At 58.6% G+C, this 24,877-nt stretch carries 22 protein-coding genes; 7 read left to right on the top strand and 15 right to left on the bottom strand.

Annotated features, from left to right (window positions below; genetic code table 11):
* The first annotated feature begins 69 nt into the window (after window positions 1–69).
* From acnA to ACR0I7_RS02445, 3 genes are all read left to right on the top strand, one after another.
* Complete coding sequence (gene acnA / locus ACR0I7_RS02455) at window positions 70–2,772, top strand: aconitate hydratase AcnA (RefSeq protein ID WP_480508083.1); 2,703 nt, start codon at window positions 70–72, stop codon at window positions 2,770–2,772.
* 131 nt (window positions 2,773–2,903) lie between these two features.
* Window positions 2,904–3,239, top strand: coding sequence for a TM2 domain-containing protein (locus tag ACR0I7_RS02450; protein WP_480508081.1), 336 nt, complete (start codon window positions 2,904–2,906; stop codon window positions 3,237–3,239).
* Between the two features lie 27 nt (window positions 3,240–3,266).
* On the top strand, window positions 3,267–3,977 hold the full coding sequence (locus tag ACR0I7_RS02445) for an SDR family NAD(P)-dependent oxidoreductase (RefSeq protein ID WP_480508079.1): 711 nt from the start codon (window positions 3,267–3,269) through the stop codon (window positions 3,975–3,977).
* 15 nt (window positions 3,978–3,992) lie between these two features.
* Here the strand turns inward: ACR0I7_RS02445 and ACR0I7_RS02440 are convergent, their stop codons facing one another.
* From ACR0I7_RS02440 to yajC, 10 genes are all read right to left on the bottom strand, one after another.
* A complete protein-coding gene (locus ACR0I7_RS02440; RefSeq protein ID WP_480508077.1) occupies window positions 3,993–4,532 on the bottom strand; it encodes a DsbE family thiol:disulfide interchange protein in 540 nt (179 codons plus the stop codon).
* Window positions 4,525–4,683: a heme exporter protein CcmD gene (ccmD, locus tag ACR0I7_RS02435; RefSeq protein ID WP_480508075.1), complete on the bottom strand. Its 159-nt coding sequence runs from the start codon at window positions 4,681–4,683 to the stop codon at window positions 4,525–4,527. The genes ACR0I7_RS02440 and ccmD overlap by 8 nt, the downstream gene beginning before the upstream one ends.
* Window positions 4,680–5,453: a heme ABC transporter permease gene (locus ACR0I7_RS02430; protein ID WP_480508073.1), complete on the bottom strand. Its 774-nt coding sequence runs from the start codon at window positions 5,451–5,453 to the stop codon at window positions 4,680–4,682. Before ACR0I7_RS02430 ends, ccmD begins: the two co-directional genes overlap by 4 nt.
* A 62-nt stretch (window positions 5,454–5,515) precedes the next feature.
* The gene (gene ccmB, locus ACR0I7_RS02425) at window positions 5,516–6,172 is read right to left on the bottom strand and encodes a heme exporter protein CcmB (RefSeq protein WP_480508071.1); all 657 of its coding nucleotides are present in this window, start codon (window positions 6,170–6,172) and stop codon (window positions 5,516–5,518) included.
* Window positions 6,169–6,783, bottom strand: a complete 615-nt coding sequence (gene ccmA, locus ACR0I7_RS02420) for a heme ABC exporter ATP-binding protein CcmA (protein ID WP_480508069.1) — start codon at window positions 6,781–6,783, stop codon at window positions 6,169–6,171. Before ccmA ends, ccmB begins: the two co-directional genes overlap by 4 nt.
* Before the next feature lie 68 nt (window positions 6,784–6,851).
* Window positions 6,852–7,205, bottom strand: coding sequence for an Mth938-like domain-containing protein (locus ACR0I7_RS02415; RefSeq protein WP_480508067.1), 354 nt, complete (start codon window positions 7,203–7,205; stop codon window positions 6,852–6,854).
* A gap of 9 nt (window positions 7,206–7,214) precedes the next feature.
* Complete coding sequence (locus tag ACR0I7_RS02410; RefSeq protein WP_480508065.1) at window positions 7,215–7,973, bottom strand: sulfite exporter TauE/SafE family protein; 759 nt, start codon at window positions 7,971–7,973, stop codon at window positions 7,215–7,217.
* The gene (gene secF / locus ACR0I7_RS02405; protein WP_480508063.1) at window positions 7,954–8,922 is read right to left on the bottom strand and encodes a protein translocase subunit SecF; all 969 of its coding nucleotides are present in this window, start codon (window positions 8,920–8,922) and stop codon (window positions 7,954–7,956) included. Before secF ends, ACR0I7_RS02410 begins: the two co-directional genes overlap by 20 nt.
* Before the next feature lie 2 nt (window positions 8,923–8,924).
* Window positions 8,925–10,586 (bottom strand): protein translocase subunit SecD, encoded by a 1,662-nt coding sequence (secD, locus tag ACR0I7_RS02400; protein ID WP_480508061.1) that lies wholly within the window; start codon window positions 10,584–10,586, stop codon window positions 8,925–8,927.
* Between the two features lie 33 nt (window positions 10,587–10,619).
* Window positions 10,620–10,907 carry a preprotein translocase subunit YajC gene (yajC, locus tag ACR0I7_RS02395; RefSeq protein ID WP_480508059.1) on the bottom strand — a complete coding sequence of 96 codons (288 nt, stop codon included), beginning with the start codon at window positions 10,905–10,907 and terminating at the stop codon, window positions 10,620–10,622.
* Between the two features lie 202 nt (window positions 10,908–11,109).
* Here yajC and ACR0I7_RS02390 point away from each other — a divergent pair, with 202 nt between their 5' ends.
* Both ACR0I7_RS02390 and serS read left to right on the top strand, forming a co-directional pair.
* On the top strand, window positions 11,110–12,771 hold the full coding sequence (locus ACR0I7_RS02390; protein WP_480508057.1) for a mechanosensitive ion channel family protein: 1,662 nt from the start codon (window positions 11,110–11,112) through the stop codon (window positions 12,769–12,771).
* 86 nt (window positions 12,772–12,857) lie between these two features.
* Window positions 12,858–14,150, top strand: a complete 1,293-nt coding sequence (serS, locus tag ACR0I7_RS02385; protein WP_480508055.1) for a serine--tRNA ligase — start codon at window positions 12,858–12,860, stop codon at window positions 14,148–14,150.
* A 54-nt stretch (window positions 14,151–14,204) separates the two neighbouring features.
* Here serS and ACR0I7_RS02380 read toward each other — a convergent pair whose 3' ends face one another.
* From ACR0I7_RS02380 to ACR0I7_RS02360, 5 genes are all read right to left on the bottom strand, one after another.
* Entirely contained in the window at window positions 14,205–14,816 is a 612-nt protein-coding gene (locus tag ACR0I7_RS02380; protein WP_480508053.1) for a helix-hairpin-helix domain-containing protein, read from the bottom strand.
* A gap of 92 nt (window positions 14,817–14,908) precedes the next feature.
* A complete protein-coding gene (locus tag ACR0I7_RS02375) occupies window positions 14,909–15,895 on the bottom strand; it encodes a fatty acid desaturase (RefSeq protein WP_480508051.1) in 987 nt (328 codons plus the stop codon).
* 160 nt (window positions 15,896–16,055) lie between these two features.
* Window positions 16,056–17,519 carry a ribosome biogenesis GTPase Der gene (gene der / locus ACR0I7_RS02370; RefSeq protein WP_480508049.1) on the bottom strand — a complete coding sequence of 488 codons (1,464 nt, stop codon included), beginning with the start codon at window positions 17,517–17,519 and terminating at the stop codon, window positions 16,056–16,058.
* Window positions 17,520–17,567: 48 nt separating this feature from the next.
* On the bottom strand, window positions 17,568–18,890 hold the full coding sequence (locus tag ACR0I7_RS02365) for a PQQ-like beta-propeller repeat protein (protein ID WP_480508047.1): 1,323 nt from the start codon (window positions 18,888–18,890) through the stop codon (window positions 17,568–17,570).
* A 46-nt stretch (window positions 18,891–18,936) separates the two neighbouring features.
* The gene (locus tag ACR0I7_RS02360) at window positions 18,937–19,608 is read right to left on the bottom strand and encodes a hypothetical protein (RefSeq protein WP_480508045.1); all 672 of its coding nucleotides are present in this window, start codon (window positions 19,606–19,608) and stop codon (window positions 18,937–18,939) included.
* Between the two features lie 223 nt (window positions 19,609–19,831).
* Between ACR0I7_RS02360 and ACR0I7_RS02355 the strand changes: the two genes are divergently transcribed.
* Both ACR0I7_RS02355 and ACR0I7_RS02350 read left to right on the top strand, forming a co-directional pair.
* Window positions 19,832–21,058, top strand: coding sequence for an efflux RND transporter periplasmic adaptor subunit (locus ACR0I7_RS02355; RefSeq protein WP_480508043.1), 1,227 nt, complete (start codon window positions 19,832–19,834; stop codon window positions 21,056–21,058).
* Complete coding sequence (locus tag ACR0I7_RS02350) at window positions 21,055–24,849, top strand: efflux RND transporter permease subunit (protein ID WP_480508041.1); 3,795 nt, start codon at window positions 21,055–21,057, stop codon at window positions 24,847–24,849. Before ACR0I7_RS02355 ends, ACR0I7_RS02350 begins: the two co-directional genes overlap by 4 nt.
* Window positions 24,850–24,877: the final 28 nt, after the last annotated feature.

Here is a 24,877-nt window from a genome sequence, read left to right as displayed (position 1 = left end):
AGGGCAAACGTGATACAGATAGCCCTCAGCGAATCCCAGAATTTAAGCCATTTGAGAGGGAGGCCACTGATGCCCATCAAAGTCGGACAGGACACAGCCGGAACACGCCGCAGCCTGAGCGTAAACGGCAAGTCCATTTCTTATTACTCGATCCCCGCAGCGCAAGACGCCGGTCTGGGTGATTTCTCCAAACTGCCCGCTGCGCTAAAAGTGGTGCTGGAGAATATGCTGCGGTTCGAAGATGATGGCTTTTCCGTCTCGGTCGACGATATCAGGGCCTTTGCGGAATGGGGCGACAAAGGGGGTAAGAACCCACGCGAGATCGCGTACCGCCCTGCCCGCGTTCTGATGCAGGATTTCACCGGCGTTCCGGCTGTGGTCGATCTGGCCGCGATGCGCGACGGGATCAAGGGGCTGGGTGGCGACGCGCAGAAGATCAACCCGTTGAACCCGGTTGATCTGGTCATCGACCACTCGGTCATGATCGACGAATTTGGTAACCCGCGCGCCTTTCAGATGAATGTGGATCGTGAATATGAACGTAACATGGAGCGTTACCAGTTCCTGAAATGGGGCCAGAGCGCGTTTAACAATTTCCGCGTTGTCCCCCCCGGCACCGGCATCTGCCATCAGGTGAACCTGGAGTATCTTGCCCAAACCGTTTGGACAGACACTGACCAGGACGGGGAAGAGGTTGCATATCCTGATACGCTGGTCGGCACCGACAGCCACACCACGATGGTTAACGGAATGGCCGTTCTGGGCTGGGGCGTTGGCGGGATCGAGGCCGAGGCCGCAATGCTGGGCCAGCCGATCTCGATGCTGATCCCCGAGGTTGTGGGTTTTGAGCTGACCGGTTCGATGGTCGAAGGCACCACCGGCACCGACCTTGTGCTGAAAGTGGTCGAAATGCTGCGCGAAAAAGGTGTGGTTGGTAAATTCGTTGAATTCTATGGCGAAGGTCTGGACCGTTTGCCGCTGGCCGACCGTGCTACGATTGCCAACATGGCGCCGGAATACGGCGCGACCTGTGGCTTCTTCCCGATCGACGGAGAAACCCTCCGCTACATGCGCAACACGGGTCGCGACGAGGATCGTCTGGCGCTGGTCGAAGCTTATGCCAAAGAAAACGGTTTCTGGCGTGATGAAAACTATGCGCCCATCTACACCGACACCCTGTCGCTGGACATGGGCACCATCGTTCCCGCAATCTCAGGCCCCAAACGTCCGCAGGACTATGTCGCACTCACCGACGCCAAGGCCGCGTTCACCAGGGAAATGGCCGAGACGTTCAAACGCCCGATGGACAAAGAAGTCGCTGTTAAAGGTGAAGATTACACGCTGGATTCCGGCAAGGTTGTGATCGCGTCGATCACGTCCTGCACCAACACCTCGAATCCGTACGTGATGATCGGCGCAGGTCTGGTGGCGCGCAAAGCCGCCGCATTGGGTCTGGATCGCAAGCCATGGGTTAAGACTTCGCTCGCACCCGGTTCGCAGGTTGTATCAGCCTATCTTGAGGCCGCGGGTTTGCAGGACGATCTGGACAAGATCGGCTTTAACCTTGTCGGCTATGGCTGCACCACCTGTATCGGTAACTCTGGCCCGATCCAGCAAGAACTGTCCGACGCGATTGCCGAGGGCGATCTGGTCGCCACCTCGGTGCTGTCTGGCAACCGGAATTTCGAAGGGCGCATCTCGCCGGACGTGCGCGCCAACTATCTGGCCTCGCCGCCCCTGGTTGTTGTCTATGCGCTGGCCGGCACGATGGATATCGACCTGACGTCCGAACCGATTGGCAAAGATCAGGATGGCAATGACGTCTACATGAAAGACATCTGGCCGACCCAAAAGGAAATCGCCGATCTGGTCGAAGCGACCGTGACCCGCGAGGCGTTCCAGTCGAAATATGCTGACGTCTTCAAGGGCGACGAGAAATGGCAGGCGGTTGAGACCACCGACGCTGAAACCTATGACTGGCCGCCAACCTCGACCTACATTCAAAACCCGCCCTATTTCCAGGGCATGGGACCCGAGCCGGGAACGATTTCGAACATCGAAGGCGCCAAGGTTCTGGCGATTCTGGGCGACATGGTCACCACCGACCACATCTCACCCGCCGGGTCTTTTGCAACCACCACGCCTGCGGGCAAGTATCTGATGGACCGTCAGGTGCAACCGCGCGAGTTCAACTCGTACGGCTCGCGCCGGGGCAACCACGAGGTGATGATGCGCGGCACGTTCGCCAATATCCGCATTAAGAACGAGATGCTGGCCACCGAGAACGGGGTCGTCGAAGGCGGCTATACCAAAGGCCCCGACGGTGAACAAACCTCGATCTACGAGGCCTCGATGGCGCATCAGGCCAATGGCACACCGCTGGTGGTCTTTGGTGGTGAGCAGTATGGCGCGGGGTCGTCGCGCGACTGGGCGGCCAAAGGTACGGCATTGCTGGGCGTCAAGGCCGTGATCGCCGAAAGCTTTGAGCGCATCCATCGCTCGAACCTTGTAGGTATGGGTGTTATCCCATTCGAATTCACTGGCGGTGACACCCGCAAGACGCTGGGCCTGAAAGGGGATGAGATCGTCTCGATCCACGGTCTGGACACAATCCAGCCGTTGCAAGAGGTGCCCTGCACCATCGTCTACGGCGACGGGACCGAGAAGACCATCACCTTGAAATGCCGTATCGATACCGCGCCGGAAATCGAGTACATCGAAAACGGCGGTGTGCTGCATTACGTGCTGCGTAATCTGGCGAAAACCGGCTAATATCGCTGCAAATAACACGGTCTGACGAAGCCTCGCAATATTTTGCGGGGCTTCTTTATTTTGCCCGGTTTCAATGAGATAGTTCGCTCACTTGGCAAAAAGCATAATGACAAGAACGGAGAATTTTGTACGTGGGACTTTCGACAGAGCAGCAAATGCTGGTGGAGCAACGCCTGAGCAACGAAAAGAAAAGCGCGCTGGTCGCCTACCTTCTGTGGTTTTTCTTTGGAGGGTTCGGGGTACACCGTTTCTATCTGGGCAAGACAAAAAGCGCATTGGGCATTCTGGCGCTGTTTATCCTGGGTTGGCTCACCATAATCATCTACGTTGGGGCGGTCTTTCTGCTGGCGGTTGGTATCTGGCTGATCGTCGACATCTTCCTGATCCCCGGAATGATCGAAGAAGATAGCCGCAAAAGACGTGAACTGATCGCAAGAGAGGTCAGCGTCAACGCAGGCAACGCCTGATTTTAACAAACTGATCGGAGCAACGATATGGCGGATCAAACCAAGGTTGCTCTGGTCACCGGCGGTGCGCGCGGCATTGGCCGCGCGATCGTTGAGGACCTTCGCAAAGACCACAGGGTTGCATTCACGTGGCTCAGCAGTTCGCCCTCGGACGATTTGTTGCAGGGCGACACGCTTGCGATGCAATCGGACCTGACACAGGACGGACAGGCCGCCAACGTGGTCGACCGGGTGATCCAGCGGTTTGGGCGGCTGGACGTGATCGTGAACAATGCCGGACTTGTAAGATCGACCCCCAAAGACAGCTTTGACGCGGATGACCACCGCGCAGTTCTTGATCTGAACCTGCTTGCGCCGATGGCTTTGCTGACCGCCACCCTGCCGCATCTGACCTCTGGCGCCTCAATCATCAATATTTCTTCGATGAATGCGGTACTGCCCCCGCGCGATGCCGCCACGTATGGGGCCAGCAAAGCCGCTCTCAACCTCTGGACCCGCGCCATGGCCAAGGAGCTTGGCCCGGATGGTATACGCGTCAACGCGGTCGCGCCCGGAGCGATCAACATCCCCGAGGCACCACGACCTGAGGACCTGACCGCGCTGTTTGTCAAAGACACGGCACTGGGTCGCCCCGGCACGCCCGAAGATATCGCTCGGGTCGTTCGCTTTTTGGCGTCCGAGGATGCGGGTTTCATCACCGGAGAGGTTTTGGGCGTGACCGGCGGGTATCGCCTTTAGGGGTCTGCCGAAGCGTCAGTTCGCTGCGGCTTTATCCAGCGCCGGGCGGATGGTACTGTCGATCACCCGCTGGGTGATGGGTCCGGCAAAGCGCAGAATGATTGTGCCTTCGCCGTCGACCACATAGGTTTCAGGTACGCCATACAGGCCCCAATCCAATGCCATGCGCCCATTCTCATCCCGGCCAATGCCGCGATAGGGATCGCCCAGCTCGGCCAGAAAGGCCTCTGCGTTGTCCAGTTGATCCTTGTAGTTGATGCCGTAGACGGGGATGCCCTCTTTGGCCAGCGCCTCAAGGTTGGGATGCTCGGCCCGGCACGGCGCGCACCATGACGCCCAATAGTTGACCAGCTTGACCTGCCCGTCACGCAGGGTGGCGTCATCGAAGCCCTGTTTTCCGGGGAACTGTGTCACAACCACAGGCGGGGCAGGCTGACCCTCACGCGCGGATGGCAGCGCGTTGGGATCGTCCCGAAACATGCCGACCCCAGCCAAAAGTGCAAACGCGCCGAAAATCAAAGGGGGCGCCAGCATGAGCGGTGAAATCTTAGCCATTGCGCGTCATCCTCTGCTCGATCTTCTCCATGTCGGCCCGCACCTTGCGCCCACGCAGAATGCTGAACAGGACAAGCGCGACCAACAGCAGAATCGACGCGGCATAGGCCGACAGAACGGTATCTGCATATTTTCCCAGATCGGGGATCATCCGTTTACCCTTTCACGTGCCAGCAGCGCATTGATCCGACGCGCTCTGATCTCGGTCCCGGTGCGATACAGCACCAGCGCGATGAACAGCAGCACAAACCCAACAATGCAAAGCAGCAGCGGATAGAAATAGATATTGCTGACCTTTTCCTCCGTATCGGTTCCGGTCACCGCCCCAGCCCGCATGACCGAGGCCCCCTGATGCAGGCCCTGATTCCAGAAATTCACCGCATATCGGCTGAGGACAGCAAAGACCGAACCCACCAGACACAGCACCGATGTCAGATCCGCTGCGGTATCGGGGTCGTCGATGGCTTCCCACAGGGCGACGTAGCCGAGATAGAACAGGAACAGGATCAGGAACGAGGTCAGACGCGGATCCCACGCCCACCAGGTGCCCCACATCGGCTGACCCCAAATTGCCCCGGTTGCCAGCGCAATCAGCGTCATCACGATCCCGATTGGCGCTGCCGCACGGGCGGCCAGCGCACTAACGTGGTGACGGCGGACCAGCCAGACCAGCGATGTTGCCAGCATCATCAGCCAGCAGTTGATGGCCATCAGGGCCGCTGGCACATGCAGATAGATGATCTTGACGGTCGAGCCCTGCTTGTAATCATCCGGCGTAAAGAAAAAGCCCCAGACCAGCCCGACCACCAGACAGACACCAGAGGTCATCCAGAAAAACGGCAAGACACGCTCGGAGGTCGCGAGGAACTTACGCGGGTTGGCATATTCCCAGAGGGCGTTGGCTTTGGCTGCGATTGACATGGGTCTTATCTAGTCCGAGTCGGCATGGTTCTCAATTGACATCCATCAAAGTTCGAAAACCGTCACCGAATGTTGATACGCAAAACGGCGGCGCTGGCAAAGGGCAGCAAGGCCACCGTGGCAGCGGAGATCCCAGCCAGCATCAGCAGGGGTGTCTGTGTCTCCATCCCGGTAGCGCCCCGCCGCGCGACCTCGGCCCCGAAAATCAGGGTTGGTACATAAAGCGGCAGCACCAAAAGCGACAAGAGCAGCCCGCCACGCTTGAGCCCGACGGTCAGCGCTGCGCCAAATGTCCCGATCACGCTCAGCGCCGGCGTGCCCACCAACAGCGATACGACAAGCCAGAAGAAACCGGGAACCGGCAGGTTCAGCAGCACGCCCAGAACCGGCGCGGCCAGAACCAAAGGCAGACCTGTGGTCATCCAGTGCGCCAGTGCCTTGATCGTAACCACCGATTCCAGCGGCAGTGGCGCGGTTGCCAGCAGGTCCAGCGATCCGTCCTCCCAATCCAGCGCCAGCAGGCGGTCAAGCGACAGCAGGCAAGCCAAAAGCGCGCCCAGCCACAGCACACCGGGCGCGATGGTCGACAGCAGCGATGACTGTGGCCCCACCGAAAATGGCACCAGAACGGTGACGATCAGGAAAAACGCCAGCCCCAGCCCGAACCCGCCCCCCGCGCGGAAGGCAAGCTTGAGATCCCGCAGCAACAGGGCAATCACAGGAAACCTCCGTCAAAGTCGTCGATGGGTTTGGGCTTGGCTTTGTTGGGTCCGACATTCAAAACCTCGCCCTCTAGCCCCAAGTCGATATGTGTGGCGATCAGCGCTGACCCGCCCTGCCCCAGATGCGCGCGCACGGTATCGGCAAACATAGCCACCGCGTCTTGATCCAGCGATACGGTTGGCTCATCCAGCATCCAGATCGGGCGTCCAGTCACCAGCATTCTGGCCAGCCCCAACCGTCGTTTTTGTCCGGCCGACAGGTTTCCGGCGTGGCGATCGCTCAGCTCATTAAGCCTGAACGCATCCAATGCGGGCTGGATGTCATGGGTTCCAAAAACCGACGCCCAAAAGGTCAGGTTTTCGCGCACGGTCAGCGTTGGTTTCAGACCGTCAGAGTGGGATGCATAGGCGATCTGATCCTCTGCCCCCTCGATACGACCCGTCAACGGCGGCTGCAAGCCGGCCAGCGTGCGCAACAGGGTCGTCTTGCCGATGCCGTTAGGTCCGCGCAGGATCAGGGCCTTGCCGGGCTCAAGCCGGAAGTTCAGCCCCTCAAGCACAGGAATGCCACCGCGAGCAATCGACAGATCAGAAACAGTCAGCGTCATTGCCTTCGCTTATCCCATTGCCGTCAGAGGCAAAAGGCGGGATTTGCCGCAGGTGCGTATATGCCCGCTCAGACAGGCAGCGCCGCCAGCGCGATGCGGCGCCCTTCGGACAGCAGAACATTATAGGTGCGGCAGGCCGAGGGTGAGTTCATAATCTCAACCCCGATACCAGCCTCTTCCAGAGCTGCGCGCAGATCTTGCGGGATATGCGCAAGATCCCCCCCGGTCCCGACAAACAGCACATCAATATCGTCTGCCAGCGCCAGCAACCGGGTCGCATCATTAAAACCGTCCCAAGGCCCCGTCCCCGTGGGGCTGGTCAGAACGGCCCCGTCATAGACCTGCCCGCCAATCCGAAAGAAACCGGGACCATAGCCATCGACCGGCGTTGCATTGGTGTATGAAATCTCATTCAGGCGCATGACGGGTTTCTAGCCCCAAAGCGGCAGGCCCGACAAGGCCGCAAGCGCAATCACCAGATACGCGGCGCCACGATAAAGCTTTTCCCGATCAGGCCGAAACATCCAGCCGCCCAGCCAGTTGCCTGCCAGACTGGGAACCGCGATCAACAGCCCCAGCAGCACAGCAGGCCATGTAACGCGGCCCATACCGGTTAGATAGCCCAACAGCAGAAAGTCGAAGGCAAAAAGGAACAGCAGGATCGTCGCCCGGATCACCTCAACCGGCAGCGGGCGCGACATATAGAACAAGATCACCACCGGGCCGGGCAACCCGGCGACGCCCCCCAGAAACCCGGCCGCCGTCCCGATGCCGGTCACCATCTTGCGCCTAACATGCCCGTGATACCGAAGCCCGAAGATCAGGATTGCCAGCATCAGGATCGCCAGCAGGCTGACCGCATAGCGAAACACCTCAGGGTCCACTTGTGTGAGCACCAATAGACCAACTGGCAGCAGCAGCGCACACCCAATCACCAAACGCGCCAGATCGCCCCGGTCTACGATACGCCAGGCGGGACGCACGTTGGGCAGCGGCCCGAAGATGTCCATGACTGTCAGACAGATCAGCGCTCCAAACGGCCCAAGATATGGTGTTGAAAGCGGAAGAAAGATCAGCGCGGTTCCAAAACCGGAAAAGCCGCGCACAACGCCGCCCAGAAACGCGGCGAAAAAGATGATGGCCAGCCCCGTGGGGGACTGGCCGAGAAACTCAGGCGTCGATATTGGCAAACTGGTTACCGGCGGTGTTCGACGGTTTCGACCAGTCGCGTTTGACCCCCAGCCACAGCAGAATGGTCGAGGCAACAAAGACCGAGGAATACGTCCCCACGATCACGCCCCAGATCATCGCAAAGACAAAGCCGCGGATCACATCCCCACCCAGTACATAAAGCGAGATCAAAGCCAGCAGCGTGGTGACCGAGGTCATCACCGTCCGGCTGAGCGTTTCGTTGATCGAGATGTTCAGAACCTCTTTCAGCTCTTTCTTTTTGTACTTGCGCAGGTTTTCCCGCACCCGGTCGAACACAACTACGGTGTCGTTCAGCGAGTACCCAACGATGGTCAACAGAGCCGCAATGATGGCCAGATCGAACCGGATTTGCAGTTCCGAGAAGATGCCGATGGTCAGGATCACGTCATGCACCAAGGCGGCCACCGCTCCCAACGCAAACTGCCATTCGAAACGTAACCAGATGTAGATAAGAACCGCGCCGATGGCGAGCACCACCGCGATCACGGCGGTCTGGATCAGTTCGCCTGACACTTTGGGGCCAACAGATTCGACCGACACAAACTCGATATCCGGCGCAGCCAGCTTTAACGCTTCTTCGACAGCTGTAACCGTCGCGGCCGAAACGGCCTCTGCGTCTGCCTGGGCCTGAATGCGGATCATGGCAACGTTCTGATCTTCACCAAAGGTCGGATCGAAAATCTCGGTGATGGTCACATCGCCCAACTCCAGCGGCGTAATCGCATCGCGGTAGGCACCAACATCAATCTCTTGCGCGCTCTGGGTCCGGATCGTGGTCCCGCCCCGGAAGTCGATACCAAAGTTCAGCCCCTGCAACATGAAGGACGTAAACGCGACCACCATCATCAGGGCTGAGATACCCAGCCAGACTTTCCAGCGGCTGAAGAAATCGAACGAGGTGTTCTGGGGGACAAGTTTCAGTCTCATGATCAAACCTCGATCGTTTTCGGACGGCGGCGTTCGAACCACATGACGACCATCAGGCGCGTCACGAAGATCGCGGTGAAGACCGAGGTCAGAATGCCCAGCCCCAATGTAATCGCGAAGCCGCGCACCGGTCCGCTGCCCATGGCAAACAGGATCACGGCGGTGATGAATGTGGTAACATTGGCGTCCAGAATGGCCGACAGCGCCTTTTCATATCCCAACTCAATCGCACGCGCCGGGCCTTTGGCCGATTTCAGCTCTTCGCGGATACGTTCAAAGATCAGCACATTGGCGTCCACCGCCATGCCCACGGTCAGAACGATACCGGCGATACCGGGCAGCGTCAGCGTGGCTCCGATCAGCGACAAGAGACCAAACAAAAGCCCCACATTGATGATCAGCGCGACATTGGCAAACAACCCGAACAAGCCATAGCTGAGCGCCATGAAACTCAGCACCGCGACAAAGGCCACAATGGTGGCAACCTTACCGGCATCGATACTGTCTTGGCCCAGCTCCGGGCCAATTGTGCGTTCTTCCAGGAATTCCAGCCCCGCCGGCAGCGCACCCGCGCGCAGCAAGACGGCCAGATTGGTACTTTCTTCAACGGTGAAGTTACCTGTGATGATGCCCGACCCGCCCGGAATATGGCTTTGGATCACAGGGGCCGAGATCACTTCGTCATCCAGAACGATCGCAAACGGCGCGCCGATGTTTTCCAGCGTGTAGTCACCGAATTTACGCGCGCCCGAAGTGTTAAAACGGAAGCTGACCGCCGGACGACCGTTCTGATCAAACGATGGCTGCGCGTCGACAAGTTCCTCTCCGGTCACCACGGGGGCAGATTCGATGATGTAGTAAACGCCCTGTTCGTCGAGCGACGGAACGATTTTCTCACCAATCCCCGGAACGGTATCCGGATCGGTCACGCGACCTGAAACCGGATTAAAAGTCAGCTGCGCCGTGGTGCCGATGATCTCTTTCAACTCGCCTGCGCTGCCGATACCCGGCACCTGGATCAGGATGCGATCTGCGCCCTGACGCTGAATTGTGGGCTCTCGGGTGCCAACCTCGTCAATCCTGCGACGGATGATTTCAAGCGCCTGACGGACGGTGCGATCATCCGAGGCCAGTTTCTCAGCCTCAGACAGCTGCACGATGATCGTGTCGCCCTGCGCGCGGGCTTCGATATCCGTTGCGCCAACGCCGCTGAGGGTCTGAACCTGACGGGCCAGTCCACGCACGACCTCAAGCGCGCGCGACATGCCCTCGGGCTGGCTGATGCGGACACGAATCTCATCGGGGGCTGAGGGCTGCTTGCGGATGGTGCCAACGGTCGCGCGCTCATCCCGCAGAGCGTCGCGAATTTCCGGCCACATGGCTTCCATCCGGGCCTCATAGACATCCTCGACCTTGACCTCCGCCAAGAGATGCGCGCCGCCGCGCAGATCGAGGCCCAGATTAACCAATGACGACGGCAACCAGGTCGGCCATTGCCCGGCCAGGGCCTGATTTTCCGGCGTGTCCGCGCCAAGCTCAATCGCGGCTTTCGCGTCATTTGACTGCTCGACGCGAGTATAAAACGCATTCGGCAGGGCCAGAAACAGGCCGATCACACAGACCGCCCAGATCAGAACCCGCTTCCAGGTGTCAATTTGCAGCATTACCCTGCCTTTTCAAGATATTATGAGGCGAAATTACTTCGCAGGTTCGGTCTTACTCAGCACCTGGGCAATGGTCGACTTAACCACGCGAACCTTCACACCTTCTGAGATCTCGACTTCGATCTCGTTCTCGCCTTCTTTCACCTTGGATACCTTGCCGATGACACCGCCTTGTGTGACGACCTGATCACCGCGGCGCACGGCCTCGACCATCGCCTGATGTTCTTTCATCTTTTTCTGCTGCGGACGGATCAGCAAGAAATACATGATCGCAAAAATCAGGATCAGCGGGAGAAACTGGGCGATTGCGCCACCTTCCATGGGATATTCCTTTGTTCAGATTTCGCAGCACCCGTGCCGCAAATTTGGCGGGAACCTATGCTTTGAACTAAGTGTTTGCAAGCAATGGCGGCCTCATGACCCACCTGGAAGTCGTGATTATAAATGAAGATGATCCGGACCGTTGCAGATATGCCCTAGGAACAGACCTGAACTTGGATATAGTCGGGCTACAGGAGCAGTGATGGCATATCTATCCAAACCCTTTCAATTATTGATGCTTTTGCTGGCCGCCATTGCGGTCGTTCTGACGCTGTCCACCCCCAGCGCAGCGCAAGAGGCGCCTGCCGATTCGTCAGAGTCAACGGCGGCAGAATCGGAAGAGTTCAAGGCGCCGGTGATCATAGATGGCGATGTCCTGTTCCATCTGCGCGGCTCCAGCGCCCTGCCCGCGACCGAGCGTGTTGAACGGGTTCAAGACCGGATTGTCGAGGTCGCAGAATCCTCGGAAAACACCGATGTCGAGATCACGTTTGAGGAAACCGATCTGGGCACCCGGATATTCGCGGAAGGCGTGCTGGTCTCGGTGGTGACCGAAGCCGACGCTGAACTGGATCAGATGGAACTCAACGTCATCACCCTGCTGCACGGTGATGCGATCCATGATGCCATCGTCTCTTATCGTGCCAACCGGACCGAGCAGGCCCGCGTGTCCGGCGCTATCGAGGCCGGAGCGTGGACGATTGGTTTCATCCTGTTCATTGTGTTCATCCTCTGGCTGCATCGCCGGATCAGACGGCGCACATTGATGATTGTGCAAAGCTATTTGCAGGATGTTGAAACCGCGACGGCAAAACATGTTCAGGCCGAGGCTATCGCGGCCCTGATCCGCTATGGCCTGAACTTCATCCTGCTGATCATTTTCTTTCTTGGTTTCTACTATTACCTGTCATTTGTTCTGCTGGCCTTTGCTGAGACCCGGTATTTCGCGCAGCTGCTGCTGACCTATCTAACCGAGCCGGTTCTGCTGATTTTCAACGGCATCATCAGCTACATCCCGAACCTGATCATGCTGGCGCTTATCACCTGGGTAACACTTTATGTTATCAAAGGCATGCGCGTCTTCTTTGATGCGGTCGAGGCTGGCAGTTTCGAAATGGGGGATTTCGAAAAGCACTGGATAAACCCGACCTTCAACATCGCCCGGGTCGTTGTCGTGCTAATCGCGATGGTTTTTGCGGTGCCCTATATTCCAGGGTCGGATTCGGCCGCGTTTCAGGGCCTTACCATTCTGGTCGGCGCGATGCTGTCGCTGGGGGCCAATTCCGTCGTCAGCAACATGCTGGCTGGGCTGTTCGTAATCTATCGGCGCTCGACCTCGATCGGTGACCGTATCCAGATCGGGGATCATATTGGCGACGTTGTTCAAATCAAGCTGATGGAAACGCATCTGAAATCAATCAAGAACGAATTGATTTCGATCCCGAATTCACAGCTGATGAATTCGGATGTTGTGAATTTCTCAAAGAAAACCGATGGCAGCGGGCTGTTGCTGCATACTACCGTTGGTATCGGATACGAAGAACCCCCGGAAAAGATTGAGGCGATGCTGATCGAAGCGGCCCATCGCACCAAGGGCATCAAGGCCAAGCCCGAGCCGTTTGTTTTGTGGACGGCGCTGGCCGACTACGCGATCAACTATCAGATCAACGGCTATACGACCCGTGGCAGCATCATTCCCAAAATCCGCTCGGATCTACACCGCAACATCGTGGCCGTGTTCAACGAAAACAACGTGCAGATCATGACCCCCTCTTATATTGCCGATCCGCCTGAACCAAAAATCCCGGCCGAGGCTTGGGATGGCCATCTGGCGCATGAAAGCGACGAAGAGACCGGGAAGTAAGGCGTTTCATCTTTCGGGTGCTACACCCTGCCCGCCAGATGGTGCATAAGCAGCCTTGAGTGATTCACGCATCAAGGACCTGACTAATGCACGACATCCGCGCCATTCGCGAAAACCCCGCCGCTTTCGACGCCGCTCTTGCGCGCCGTGGGGACGCGCCGGTGTCGTCAGACCTGCTGAGGCTGGACGAGAGCCGCCGCGCCAAGATTCTGGCGGCAGAAACAGCACAGGCTGAACAGAACAAAGCCTCGAAAGAGGTTGGTGCGGCCAAAGGCCGTGGCGATGAGGCCGAGTTCCAGCGCCTGCGCGCGCTCGTCGCCGAGAAAAAAGCCGAAATCGCCCGAATGCAGACCGAAGCCAAGGATCTGGACGCTTTGCTGACGGATCAGTTGGCGCGCATTGCGAACCTGCCTGCCGAGGATGTGCCCGAAGGCGCAGATGAAGATGACAATGTCGAGGTCAGCCGCTGGGGCACGCCGCGCAGTTTCGATTTTGCGCCCAAAGAGCACTACGACATCCCCGCGGTTGCCGCGGCGATGGATTTTGAAACCGCCGCCAAGACCAGCGGCAGCCGGTTCGTGAACCTGTCAAAAGGCGTCGCGCGCATTCACCGCGCGCTGGCGCAGTTCATGCTGGACACGCATATCGACAAGAACGGCCTGACCGAGATGCAGACCCCGGTGCTGGTTCGGGACGAGGCGATGTACGGCACCGATAAGTTGCCGAAATTCGGCGACGACAGCTATCAAACCACCAATGGCTGGTGGCTGATCCCGACCTCTGAGGTCACGCTGACCTATTCTGTTTCGGGCGATATTCTGGACGAAGCCGCCCTGCCCATCCGCATGACCGCCCACACGGTCTGTTTCCGATCCGAGGCCGGCAGCGCCGGTAAAGACACAGCCGGGATACTGCGCCAGCACCAGTTTGAAAAGGTCGAGATGGTCTCGGTGACCCATCCCGACACATCTGATGAAGAACAAAAACGCATGCTGCGCTGCGCCGAGGATCTGCTGGAACAGCTGGGCATCCCCTACCGCACCGTGGTTCTGTGTACTGGCGATATGGGCTTTGGCGCCCGCCGCACCTTTGATATCGAGGCTTGGCTGCCCGGTCAGGACACTTATCGCGAAATCAGCTCGGTCTCGACCACGGGTGATTTTCAGGCACGCCGGATGAATGCGCGATTCCGCCCGGACGGCGGCGGCAAACCGGAATATGTCCACACGTTGAATGGCTCGGGCCTGGCGGTTGGGCGCTGCCTGATCGCCGTTCTGGAGAATGGTCAGAACCAGGACGGCACGGTCACTCTGCCCGATGTCCTTGGTCCCTATCTGGGCGGCAAGCTGACGCTGCAGCTGGACGGCACGCTGTCATAAAAAAACCGGCACCCCATCGGTGCCGGCCTGTTATCAACAAAGGGGGGGAAGACTCTATTTCTTCTTCCCCTTTTTCTTGTCTTTCTTCTTGCTGTCCTTTTTCTTCAGCTCTTTTTTATTCTCTTTCTTCTTGCCGTCCTTCTTGGCTTTTTTGTCCTTCTTGGCCTTGATCTTTTCCTTGGCCTTCGAAATGGCGGCCTCCATTTCTTTCTTTTTCTTTGCGGCCTTTTCGGCTTTGGCTTTTGCCTTGGCCTTTTTCTTGGCCTTGGCTTCGGCGGCTTCTTTCTCTGCTTTGGCGGCGTCGCGGGCGGCCTTTTCCTCGGCCGCACGTTTTTGGGCCGCTTTGCGCTCTGCTTCGGCCTTTTTGGCTGCGGCCGCACTGGGCTTGCTGCGCCGTGTTGCGGGTTTGCGGGACGCTGCCGCTCGGGCGGCTGGCTTGCGGGTCGGCGCGCGCCGGGTTGCAGGCTTGGCAGCAGCAGGTTTCGCGGCAACAGCAGCCTTGGCCGCCGCAATCAGGTTCTGAGCCCGGGCAGCACCAACCCGCGGCAGCTTGACCAGATCCTCGACCGAGGCCTTGGCAAGGTCATTCGCTGTTTTAAAGCCGTTTGCGGTCAACAGCTTTCCAAGCGCATCTCCTATGCCCTTAACGTCGGTAACTGATGTCATTCCGGGTCCCTTTCTCTATATGCGTACATATTTATGTACGCGAAACACATAATTCTACTGGACCCTAGGCGAACAGACGACCCTATCAGGCACTAGTTGCTATGGGCCAGTCTGGTTGATCTGCTTTTATGCGGAAATGGCACCAGCCGTTTTGCTTCCTCATCCCAGAGTTTTAGGTTCAGCGCGGCCACGGCCTCGGGGAATTTGATCCGACGCGGGGTAAATTCGGGGGGCAGATTATAGTGGCATGCACGCAGACGGTAAGATGGAATACGCGCATTGAAATGGTGAATGTCATGCAGGGTGATACAGGCAACGGCGTTATCAAACCACCACCCGAAATCCAGCGCAGACGAACCCTGAAGCGCCGCCACTTTGGGGTCAAGATCAGGCCTGCGGTCCCAATAGGTGTCCTCGAAATTGTGCTGCAAATAGACCAGAAAGACACCCAGCATCCCACCCAGCAGAGAGAAGACCAGCCAGACCACAATCCCGGTCCCACCAGCGATCAGATACAGTAGCCCCAGAAACACAACAATCGACAGGTTGTGCAGCAGCACCCCTTTGACGCCGAACCGGACAGTATTTTTAGGCCAGCGATAGCGGATGAAATAGGTAAATAGCGCCCCCACCGGCACCAGGATGAGCGGATTGCGATAGAGCCGGTAGAACAGCCGCGTCTTCCAGTTGGCGGCGCTCCATTCCCGCACAGTCATGGTGTGAATCTCACCGGTCTCGCGATGTTCAAGATTGCCAATGCCCGAATGATGCAGGTTGTGATTCTGCTTCATCACCTCAAAAGGGGCAAAGGTGAAAGGCGACAGGCCGTGCCCTGCCCATTCGTTCTGCTGTCGCGTTTCAAACAGCGAATGGTGGCCACAATCGTGTTGCAGCACATAGAGACGTACCGCCGCAAAGGCAAAGACTATCCCCGCCGGAATCATGATGTACCAGCGATCTGCATTGACAATCGCCAATGTCAGCGATGCAAAATAAACGGCGAAAGTTCCGAAATAGCTCAGCGCAGCCAACCTGTTGTCCTGCACTGCGTATTGCCGTGTGTATTCTCTCAAATCCATCAAGCCCGCTCCCACCATGGCCCGGTTCAGAAACTTGTGCGTAAGCTAAGGCGGAAATCCCGCATGGCAGCGCGCGCCAACAAATGCACGCAACTGAATGCTAGCGTGATGCCGGAGGCGTGTCACGCCCCTCGGTTGAAAATGCTGAAAATTGGCGCAGTTACGCGCGACCCTTGAGATGTTTGGCCAGTGCGCCCGCGTTTTTCTTGCGCCGTCCCTTATAGGGGTTCTTGTCCCCCTGACCGCGCAGGGTCAGGCGGATAGGCGTGCCCGGCATGTCAAAGTCTTCGCGCAATCCGTTAACCAGATACCGCGAATAGCTGTCGGGCATTTTGTCTGGATGCGAGCACATGACAACAAAGCCCGGCGGGCGTGTCTTGGCCTGAGTCATATAGCGCAGTTTGATGCGACGCCCTTGCGGGGCTGGCGGCGGGTGTTGTTCCAGCATCGCCGTCAGCCAGCGGTTCAGTGCAGCCGTCGGCACCCGGCGGTTCCAGACATCATGCGCCCGCAGGATCGCGGCACGCAGACGTTCGAGTCCGCGCCCGGTTTTGGCCGAAACAGTAATCAATGGTGCGCCCCGCAATTGCGGCAACAGGCGCTCAAACGACTCTTTGAGATCGAGCAGCTTTTCCTGCTTGTCCTCTTCGATATCCCATTTGTTGACCGCCACCACCACGGCGCGTCCCTCACGCTCGGCCAGATCGGCAATGCGCAAATCCTGTTGTTCAAAGGGAATCGCTGCATCCAGCAGCACCACAACAACCTCGGCAAACTTGACCGCGCGCAGCCCGTCAGAGACTGAAAGCTTTTCAAGCTTTTCCTGCACCTTGGCCTTTTTGCGCATACCGGCGGTATCAAAAATACGCATCGGCGTGCTGTTGCCATCCGGGTCGGCCCAGTCGATGCGCAGGCTGATGGCGTCGCGCGTGATCCCTGCCTCGGGGCCAGTCAACAGGCGGTCCTCACCCATGATCTTGTTGATCAGCGTCGATTTACCTGCATTCGGACGCCCGACAACGGCCACCTGCAAAGGCTTTGCATCGCTGATCAGCGGCGCCTCACCCTCTCCGTCTTCGTCCAGATCGATATCCGTTTCAGGCGCATGCTGCGACTGCTGATCCTGCATGGCGTCGGCCAGCGGCATGAGCTGCGCATACAGGTCCGTCATACCCTCGCCATGCTCACCCGACAGGCGAACAGGTTCGCCCAGACCCAAATTGTAAGCCTCAAGCACACCGGCGTCAGCAGCGTTGCCCTCGGCCTTGTTGGCGGCGAGGATCACGTGTTTCGAGCGTTTGCGCAGGATCTCTGCAAACATTTCATCTGTCGGCGTCAGACCGGTGCGCGCGTCGATCATGAACAGGCACACATCGGCCATGTCCACGGCGCGTTCGGTCAAGCGGCGCATGCGGCCTTGCAAACTGTCGTCGGTTGCGTCTTCAAGACCCGCCGTATCAATCACAGTGAAACGCAGATCGCCCAGACGTCCTTCGCCTTCGCGCAGATCGCGCGTCACGCCGGGCTGATCGTCGACCAAGGCCAGACGTTTGCCCACAAGGCGATTGAACAGAGTGGATTTGCCCACATTCGGGCGCCCCACGATGGCGAGGGTCAGCGACATGATACTCAACTTTCAAGACTCAGACGCGCCCTTTAGCGCATCTTGTGGTCAACGGAAAGCGTACAGTTCACCCTTGGTGGAGATGATATAGAGCGTCTGCCCCGCCACAACCGGCGCGGTGGTGGCCCCGCCCGGTATCTCAACGCGATGAACCAACGTGCCGTCCGTCGGGTTGTAGAAGCGCACATAGCCGTCATTGGACGCGATCACAATGCGACCACCAGCAAGGATCGGCCCGTAATGGGCATAGATCGCGCCACGCCGGCCGGGTTTATCCTTGAGGAAGCCAGGCAGGTCCTTTGCCCAGACAACGGACCCGTCGGCGGCATCCAGGCGGACAAGCTGGCTGCGATCGCTGATCAGAAACAGGCTGTTCCCGGCGGGCCAGACCGTATCAACAGCCCCCTCATCAGCTGTCCATTTCCGCGCGCCGGAATTTGCCTCGAACGCAACGGTGCGGCCCGAGTGGTTTCCGATATAGATCGTATCGCCGACAACCATTGGACCACCTGTCACGTCGACGATCTGCGCCGCGGCACGTCCCCGGCGGCCACCTGCCACCGACGCGGTCCAGCGCAGAATACCGCCACGCCGGAACGTTGCGGTAACATCGCCTGATCCATAGGCAAAGACTGCAAGGTCCGATGCAAGAACCGGTGCGGGCGCGCCCAGCACGTTCCCGACATTGGGCGTCCCCTGAACCTGCCAGGCAATCCGGCCGTCCTTGGTGTTCACGGCCCAACCGGTTTCATCCCCTGCCACCAGATACAGCAGGCCACCGCTGACCAGAGGTGCGCCGCTGCCCGTCGCATTCAGGCGTTTTTGCCAGCGTGTACCACCGGTTTTCGCATCCAGCGCGGTCAGCCGCCCAAAGCCTGACGAGACATAGAGAACACCGTCCGCATGGGCCATCCCACCGCCGGTGGCGTCCGAGTCGCCATCCGAAGACGGGATCAGATTGGTGCTCCACACCACCTGCCCCTGCGGTGACACCGCCGAGACAGTCGCACCGGAATCAAGCGTATAGATTAGCCCACCAGCAACAACCGGTTCGGCAGTAATACGTTGTTTGCGAGAATCACCACTGCCGATCGAGGTCGACCACAGCTTGCGGGGCGCGGTGCTGAGCGCCGGGTTCGTGGTCCGGAAGGCGGCGGTACCCGGGCTCTGCGCCCAACTTGCATTACTGCTCTGCGCCGGAAGGCTGATCGGGCGGGAGCCGCTGGTTTCAACCGTCTCAGTGTCGGATGACGGACGGATATCTTCGCGCGCGCCAGGCAGAATAACCTCGGGTTCCTGACAGGCGCTCAGCGTCATCACGGCAGCCGCTGCAGCTGACAAACCAAAGCGTGAGAAAAGTCTTACTTCCATGAAATTTCGAACTCGCCTGTCATAACTATTATGTATTGTATACCGGTTAGCCTTGTTCGGTGGCCAAGGGTTCGGGCTGTCCGCCCAGCGCAATGATAAGCTGCGCTGCGCGCTGCTGAATATCAACACTTGCATCCGCATCCTGCCGCAAAGCCTGTAAACGATCCAGCGCCGCTTGCGCATTGCCCTCGGCCACATCGATTAGGGCCAATTGCTCGAGCGCAAGCACGCGCAGCGGCGCACCCGGTGCGGCCAGCGCCTCGAACTGCTGGCGTCGATCTGCTGCGGGCAGACTGTCGCTTTGCAGCAGCAGAGCTTTGAACGACGCCATATGGCGATAGATCTCGGGCAGATCACCCTGAACCGCAATTGCGTTCAGGCTGGAGACCGCATCCTGCGCGGAACCGGCTTCGACCTGTGCGGCGGCAAGCAGCATGTTCAAAACCGCGTCACCGCCTGCGGATTGCGTTTCGATCTGCTGCAGGCTTGTCGCACGCTCGGACGATCCGTTCTCAGCCAGCGCCGACAGAATCGCATCTCCAAGGGCCTCGGCCTCGCTCGCGTCTTTGGCTTTGCGGTATTCGTTGAATGCCGCGCCCCCTACGATCAGAACGACGGCTGTGACACCAACCCAGCCCCAGCGGCGTAAAAGCAGATACAGCTTGTCGCGGCGCACCTCTTCGGTGACCTCATCAATGAAACTGTCGACGTCGCTCATCCCTGCCCCCAGGCTTTGTATCCGGCATTAGTGCGCCATGTCATACCTCGGTGCCACGGGCAAGCCAAGTCTCGGAATCTGAACATTTGCACCAGACCACCCGAGACTTGCGAAAAAAACCAAACCAAACTATTCAGTTCAGTATGGACAAGCTGCGTGCCCACCCCATTTCAAGGCATGTGCACCTTTAAAGTAAGACGACGATTTTGAGGAGACGCATGGCATGCGGTTGATTTCGTTCATCAACGCCCTTTTGGTCATTGTTGCGTTGTATTTTCTGGTATTTGAACGTGATGCATTGTTTGCATTTGCGGGCCGCGGCGATGCCGAAGCCCAAACCGAAGCAGCCGCAGATGGCGCGGACAACGCCACACAGCAGGCCATCGGCGTGGTTGCCCTGCGCTCGACAGCGCGGGAAATTGACAGCGCCGTGCTGCTGCGCGGTCAGACCAAAGCCAACCGGCAGGTCGAAGTTCTGGCCGAAACAACCTCAACCGTTCTGTCTGAACCCAAACGCAAGGGTGCGTTTGTCGAAGCTGGTGATCTGCTGTGCGAACTTGACCCCGGCACCCGGCACGCCAGCCTGACCGAAGCCAAAGCAGCCAAGCTGGAGGCCGAAAGCCGGGTCCCCGAAGCCGAGGCCCGCCTTGAAGAAGCCCACGCGCGTCTTGCAGAGGCAGAGATCAATCTCAAGGCAGCCCGAAAGCTCTCGGAAACCGGGTTTGGATCGGAAACACGGCGGATTTCCAGCGAAGCGGCCATGAGCACCGCCGAAGCAGGCATCAAATCCGCCGAGGCAGGACTGGAAGCGACCCAAGCCGGGATCGAGGCCGCCAGCGCCGAAGTTGCGGCTGCCGAACGTGAACTGGAACGCCTGACCATCGAGGCTCCGTTTCGTGGCCTGCTGGAAAGCGACACCGCCGAGTTGGGCAGCCTGATGCAACCCGGATCGCTCTGCGCGACTGTCATACAGCTTAACCCCATCAAACTGGTTGGTTTTGTCCCCGAGACCGAAGTCAACCGCGTTATCGTGGGTTCGCAGGCGACTGCACAACTGGTGACGGGCCTGCAGGTCGAGGGACGCGTAACTTTCCTAAGCCGCTCGGCGGATGAAACCACGCGCACGTTCGAGGTCGAAATCACCGTCCCCAACCCGGAATTGCTGATCCGGGACGGTCAGACCGCTAATATCCGCATCGCCGCCGAAGGGGTAAAAGCGCACCTGCTGCCTCAATCGGCGTTGACGCTCAACAATGATGGTCAGCTTGGCGTGCGCACCGTTGGCGCCGAAAATGTGGTGGATTTCAGACCGATCAGCATCCTGCGCGACACCTCCAAGGGTGTCTGGGTCGATGGATTGACCGAGACCACGGATGTTATTGTTGTTGGACAAGAGTTTGTGACGCGCGGCGTAACCGTTGCGCCAACCTATCAGGACCCTGAACAATGACTGGAATAGTCAGTTGGGCGGCTGGCCGTGCCCGAATGGTTCTGGCCTTCATCGCGATCTCGCTGGTGATCGGTGGTTTTGCCTATGTGAACCTCCCGAAAGAAGGTGAGCCGGATATCGAAATCCCGGCCCTGTTCGTTTCGGTTCAATTCCCTGGCATTTCTGCAGAAGACAGTGAAAGCCTGCTGATCAAGCCAATGGAAACCGAGTTGGCGGATCTGGACGGGCTCAAGGAAATGACCGCCACCGCCGCCGAAAACTATGCCGGGATTGCGCTTGAGTTCGAGTTTGGGTGGGACAAGACCGCCATCACAGCAGATGTGCGCGACGCCATGAACAGCGCTCAGGCGGAGTTTCCAGAAGGGGCCGAACAATACTCACTGTTCGAGATCAACTTTTCCGAATTCCCCATTGTCATCGTGAACCTGACCGGTGCGGTACCCGAGCGCACAATGGCGCGGGTCGCCAAGGATTTGCAAGACGACCTTGAGGCTCTGGATTCAGTGCTTGAGGCTGGTATCGCCGGCAATCGAGACGAGATGCTTGAGGTGGTGATCGATCCGCTGCGACTTGAAGCCTATAACGTGACCGCAGCGGAACTGATCAGCGTTGTTCAGAACAACAACCAGTTGATCGCCGCGGGCGAGGTCGAAACTGAACAGGGAACATTCTCGGTCAAAATCCCCTCGTCTTTCAAAACCGCGCAGGACGTTTATGGACTGCCGATCAAGGTCAATGGCGACCGAGTTGTGACCTTGGGTGAGCTTGCCGAAATCAACTATACCTTTGAGGACCGTGAAGGCACAGCCCGATTTGACAGCGAGCCGACCGTGGCGTTGCAAGTGGTCAAACGCAAGGGTTTCAACCTGATCGATACGGTTGCCGAAGTGAAGGCAACCGTCGCACAGGCGCAGGCGAAATGGCCCGCCGAATTGCAGGCTGCTGTTGATGTGGGCACCTCGAACGACCAAAGCCGTATCGTCGACTCGATGGTGCGTCAGCTTGAGGGCTCAGTGCTGACGGCGATCGCGCTGGTTATGATCGTTGTGCTGGCCTCGCTGGGGACGCGTGCGGCGCTGTTGGTGGGCTTTGCGATCCCAACCTCGTTCCTGCTGTGCTTTGCCTTTCTGGCTATGATTGGCGTCACGATCTCGAACATGGTGATGTTCGGGTTGATCCTTGCCGTCGGGATGCTGGTCGATGGTGCGATCGTTGTGGTGGAATACGCCGACAAACGCATCAAAGAGGGCATCGGCCCGATGCACGCTTATGTCGAGGCGGCCCAGCGGATGTTCTGGCCCATCGTCTCATCAACCGCGACCACCTTGTGTGCGTTCCTGCCGATGCTGTTCTGGCCCGGGATACCCGGCGAATTCATGAAGATGCTGCCGATCACGCTGATCTTCGTGCTGTCGTCCTCACTTATCGTCGCTCTCATCTATCTGCCGGTTGTGGGTGGTGTTTCGGGGCGGCTGAGCCGCCTCTTTGATCACACCTCGCTCTGGCTGCGCCGCGTTGCCCCCTGGTGGCTGCGCGCGGTTCTGGTGCCGCCTTCGCTGTACATGCTGTTCCTGGGAGCGATGCAGATGCTGAACCCCACCTATCTGCTGCCCGGTGGCGGTGGGCTAGGCGTTGTCTTTGGCGCGCTGGTGTTCATGGCGGGCGCATTTTCCGGATCGGTCACGTTGAGTGCTGCCAAAATCGAACGTCAACGAGAAGAGCGTGTACACACAGCCAAGGAACACACGGCCTTCGGTTATGTTATCAAATTCCTCGTCGGCAATCCGATCATGCCCGTCGTCTCGATCATTGCGGTCGGTTTTGCCGTGATGACGGTGATGACCGTATATGGCAACAACAATCGCGGTGTTGAGTTCTTTGTCGAAAGCGAACCGGAACAGGCCACCGCCTATGTCCGTGCCCGAGGCAACCTGTCTTTGGCCGAAAAGGATCGGATGGTTTACGCCGCAGAGCAGGTTATCGGCGCGCACCCGGCTGTGATCAACGTTTTCTCCTTTGCGGGCGAAGGCGGCCTGAACCAGAACAATGGTGGCGCACAGGCCCCGGCCGACACGATTGGCCGGGTTCAGTTCGAGATCATTCCGTGGGAAGATCGTCCAACAGTCTCTGAACCTGTCGCAGGTGGACGTTTCGAGCGTCAGATTATTGCCCCGGAATATGATGGCAATTTCGTCCTTGAAGAGCTGAGCGCCGAACTGGCCAAGATTCCCGGCTTTGTGGTTGAGTTGCAGGCGCTTGAGCAGGGTCCAGCGTCGGCCAAGCCCGTACATCTACGGATCAAGGGCGATGGCTGGGAGGATCTGACCGCATCGACCCTCGCCGCGCGTGAAGCTTTTGAGACCACCCCTGGTCTCATCAAGATCGAGGACACGCTGCCCCTGCCCGGTATCGACTGGCAGATTGACGTGGACGTCGCCAAGGCGGGTCGCTTTGGTGCCGATGTGGCAACCGTGGGCGCGATGGTTCAGCTTGTGACGCGCGGGATCTTACTTGGGGAAATGCGTCCCGACAGCACCGATGAAGAGATCGAAATCCGCGTTCGTCTGCCTGATGAAGACAGAGTTCTGTCCACACTCGACACGCTCAAGGTGCGTACGTCCGATGGGCTGGTCCCTTTGTCTAATTTTGTCACCCGCAAGCCCGTTGCCAAGCTGGCCGAGATTAACCGGATCGACCAGCAGCGGTATTACGACGTCAAGGCAGATGTAGAGCCCGGCCTGAGCAAGGTTGTGGTGGACGGCGCGGACGGCACCGAGCAGCGACTGGCTGTACTGCGGGCTGTTCCCGAAGGTGCCACCCCAACAGGCAGCACCCTCACCGGCCCGAACGGCGCAGAGTATGAGCTGGCTTTGATGACGGGCTCATCCGATATGAACGCCTTGCGCGCGCAGATCGATTCGGGTGAGGCACGGATCACGCTGATCAATCCGAATGAGCGGATTGCCGTGCTGACCGAATGGCTGGAAACCGATCCTTTCGGCAATGCTATCAGTTGGGAATGGACCGGTGATCAGGAAGATCAGGAAGAATCCGGTGCCTTCCTTGTGAACGCTTTCATGGGCGCTCTGGGCCTGATGTTCGTGATCCTGCTGGCGCAGTTCAACTCGTTCTACAACTCGATGCTGGTTCTGCTTGCGGTGGTTCTGTCCACCACGGGCGTATTGATCGGGATGCTGGTTATGCAACAGCCGTTCTCGATCATCATGACCGGGACGGGCATCGTCGCACTTGCGGGGATCGTGGTGAACAACAACATTGTTCTGATCGACACCTATCAGGAATACAGCCGCTACATGCCAAGGATCGACGCGATTGTCCGCACGGCTGAGGCACGTATCCGGCCCGTTCTGCTGACCACGCTGACAACGATGGCAGGCCTGACGCCGATGATGTTTGGGTTGTCTCTGGATTTCATCAATGGCGGCTATTCAATCGACAGCCCAACGGCCCTGTGGTGGAAACAACTGGCCACAGCCGTGGTCTTTGGGCTGGGTATTGCGACTGTTCTGACGCTGATTGTGACCCCCTCGTTCCTGGCGCTGCGGGTCTGGGTGACGACCTACTCAGTCTGGCTGGGCAGAGCGCTGGCGCGGGTCACCGCAGGACGATCCAGCACAATTGCTCGGGATATGGCGATTGGACGGTCTGCTCGGGAAATGCAGTCGACCGAGATCGTTTGGGAAGACGGGATACCCCCACGTGATGTCTCGACTGATCAGGAAGACCCCCCCGGGCATCCGCCAGCAACGCCCATGAAGGCGGCAGAATAGCAAAAAGGGCGAACCGCGAGGTTCGCCC

It is taken from the genome of Ruegeria sp. AM1 (assembly GCF_056540745.1).
This window is presented reverse-complemented; position numbering and strand designations above follow the sequence as displayed.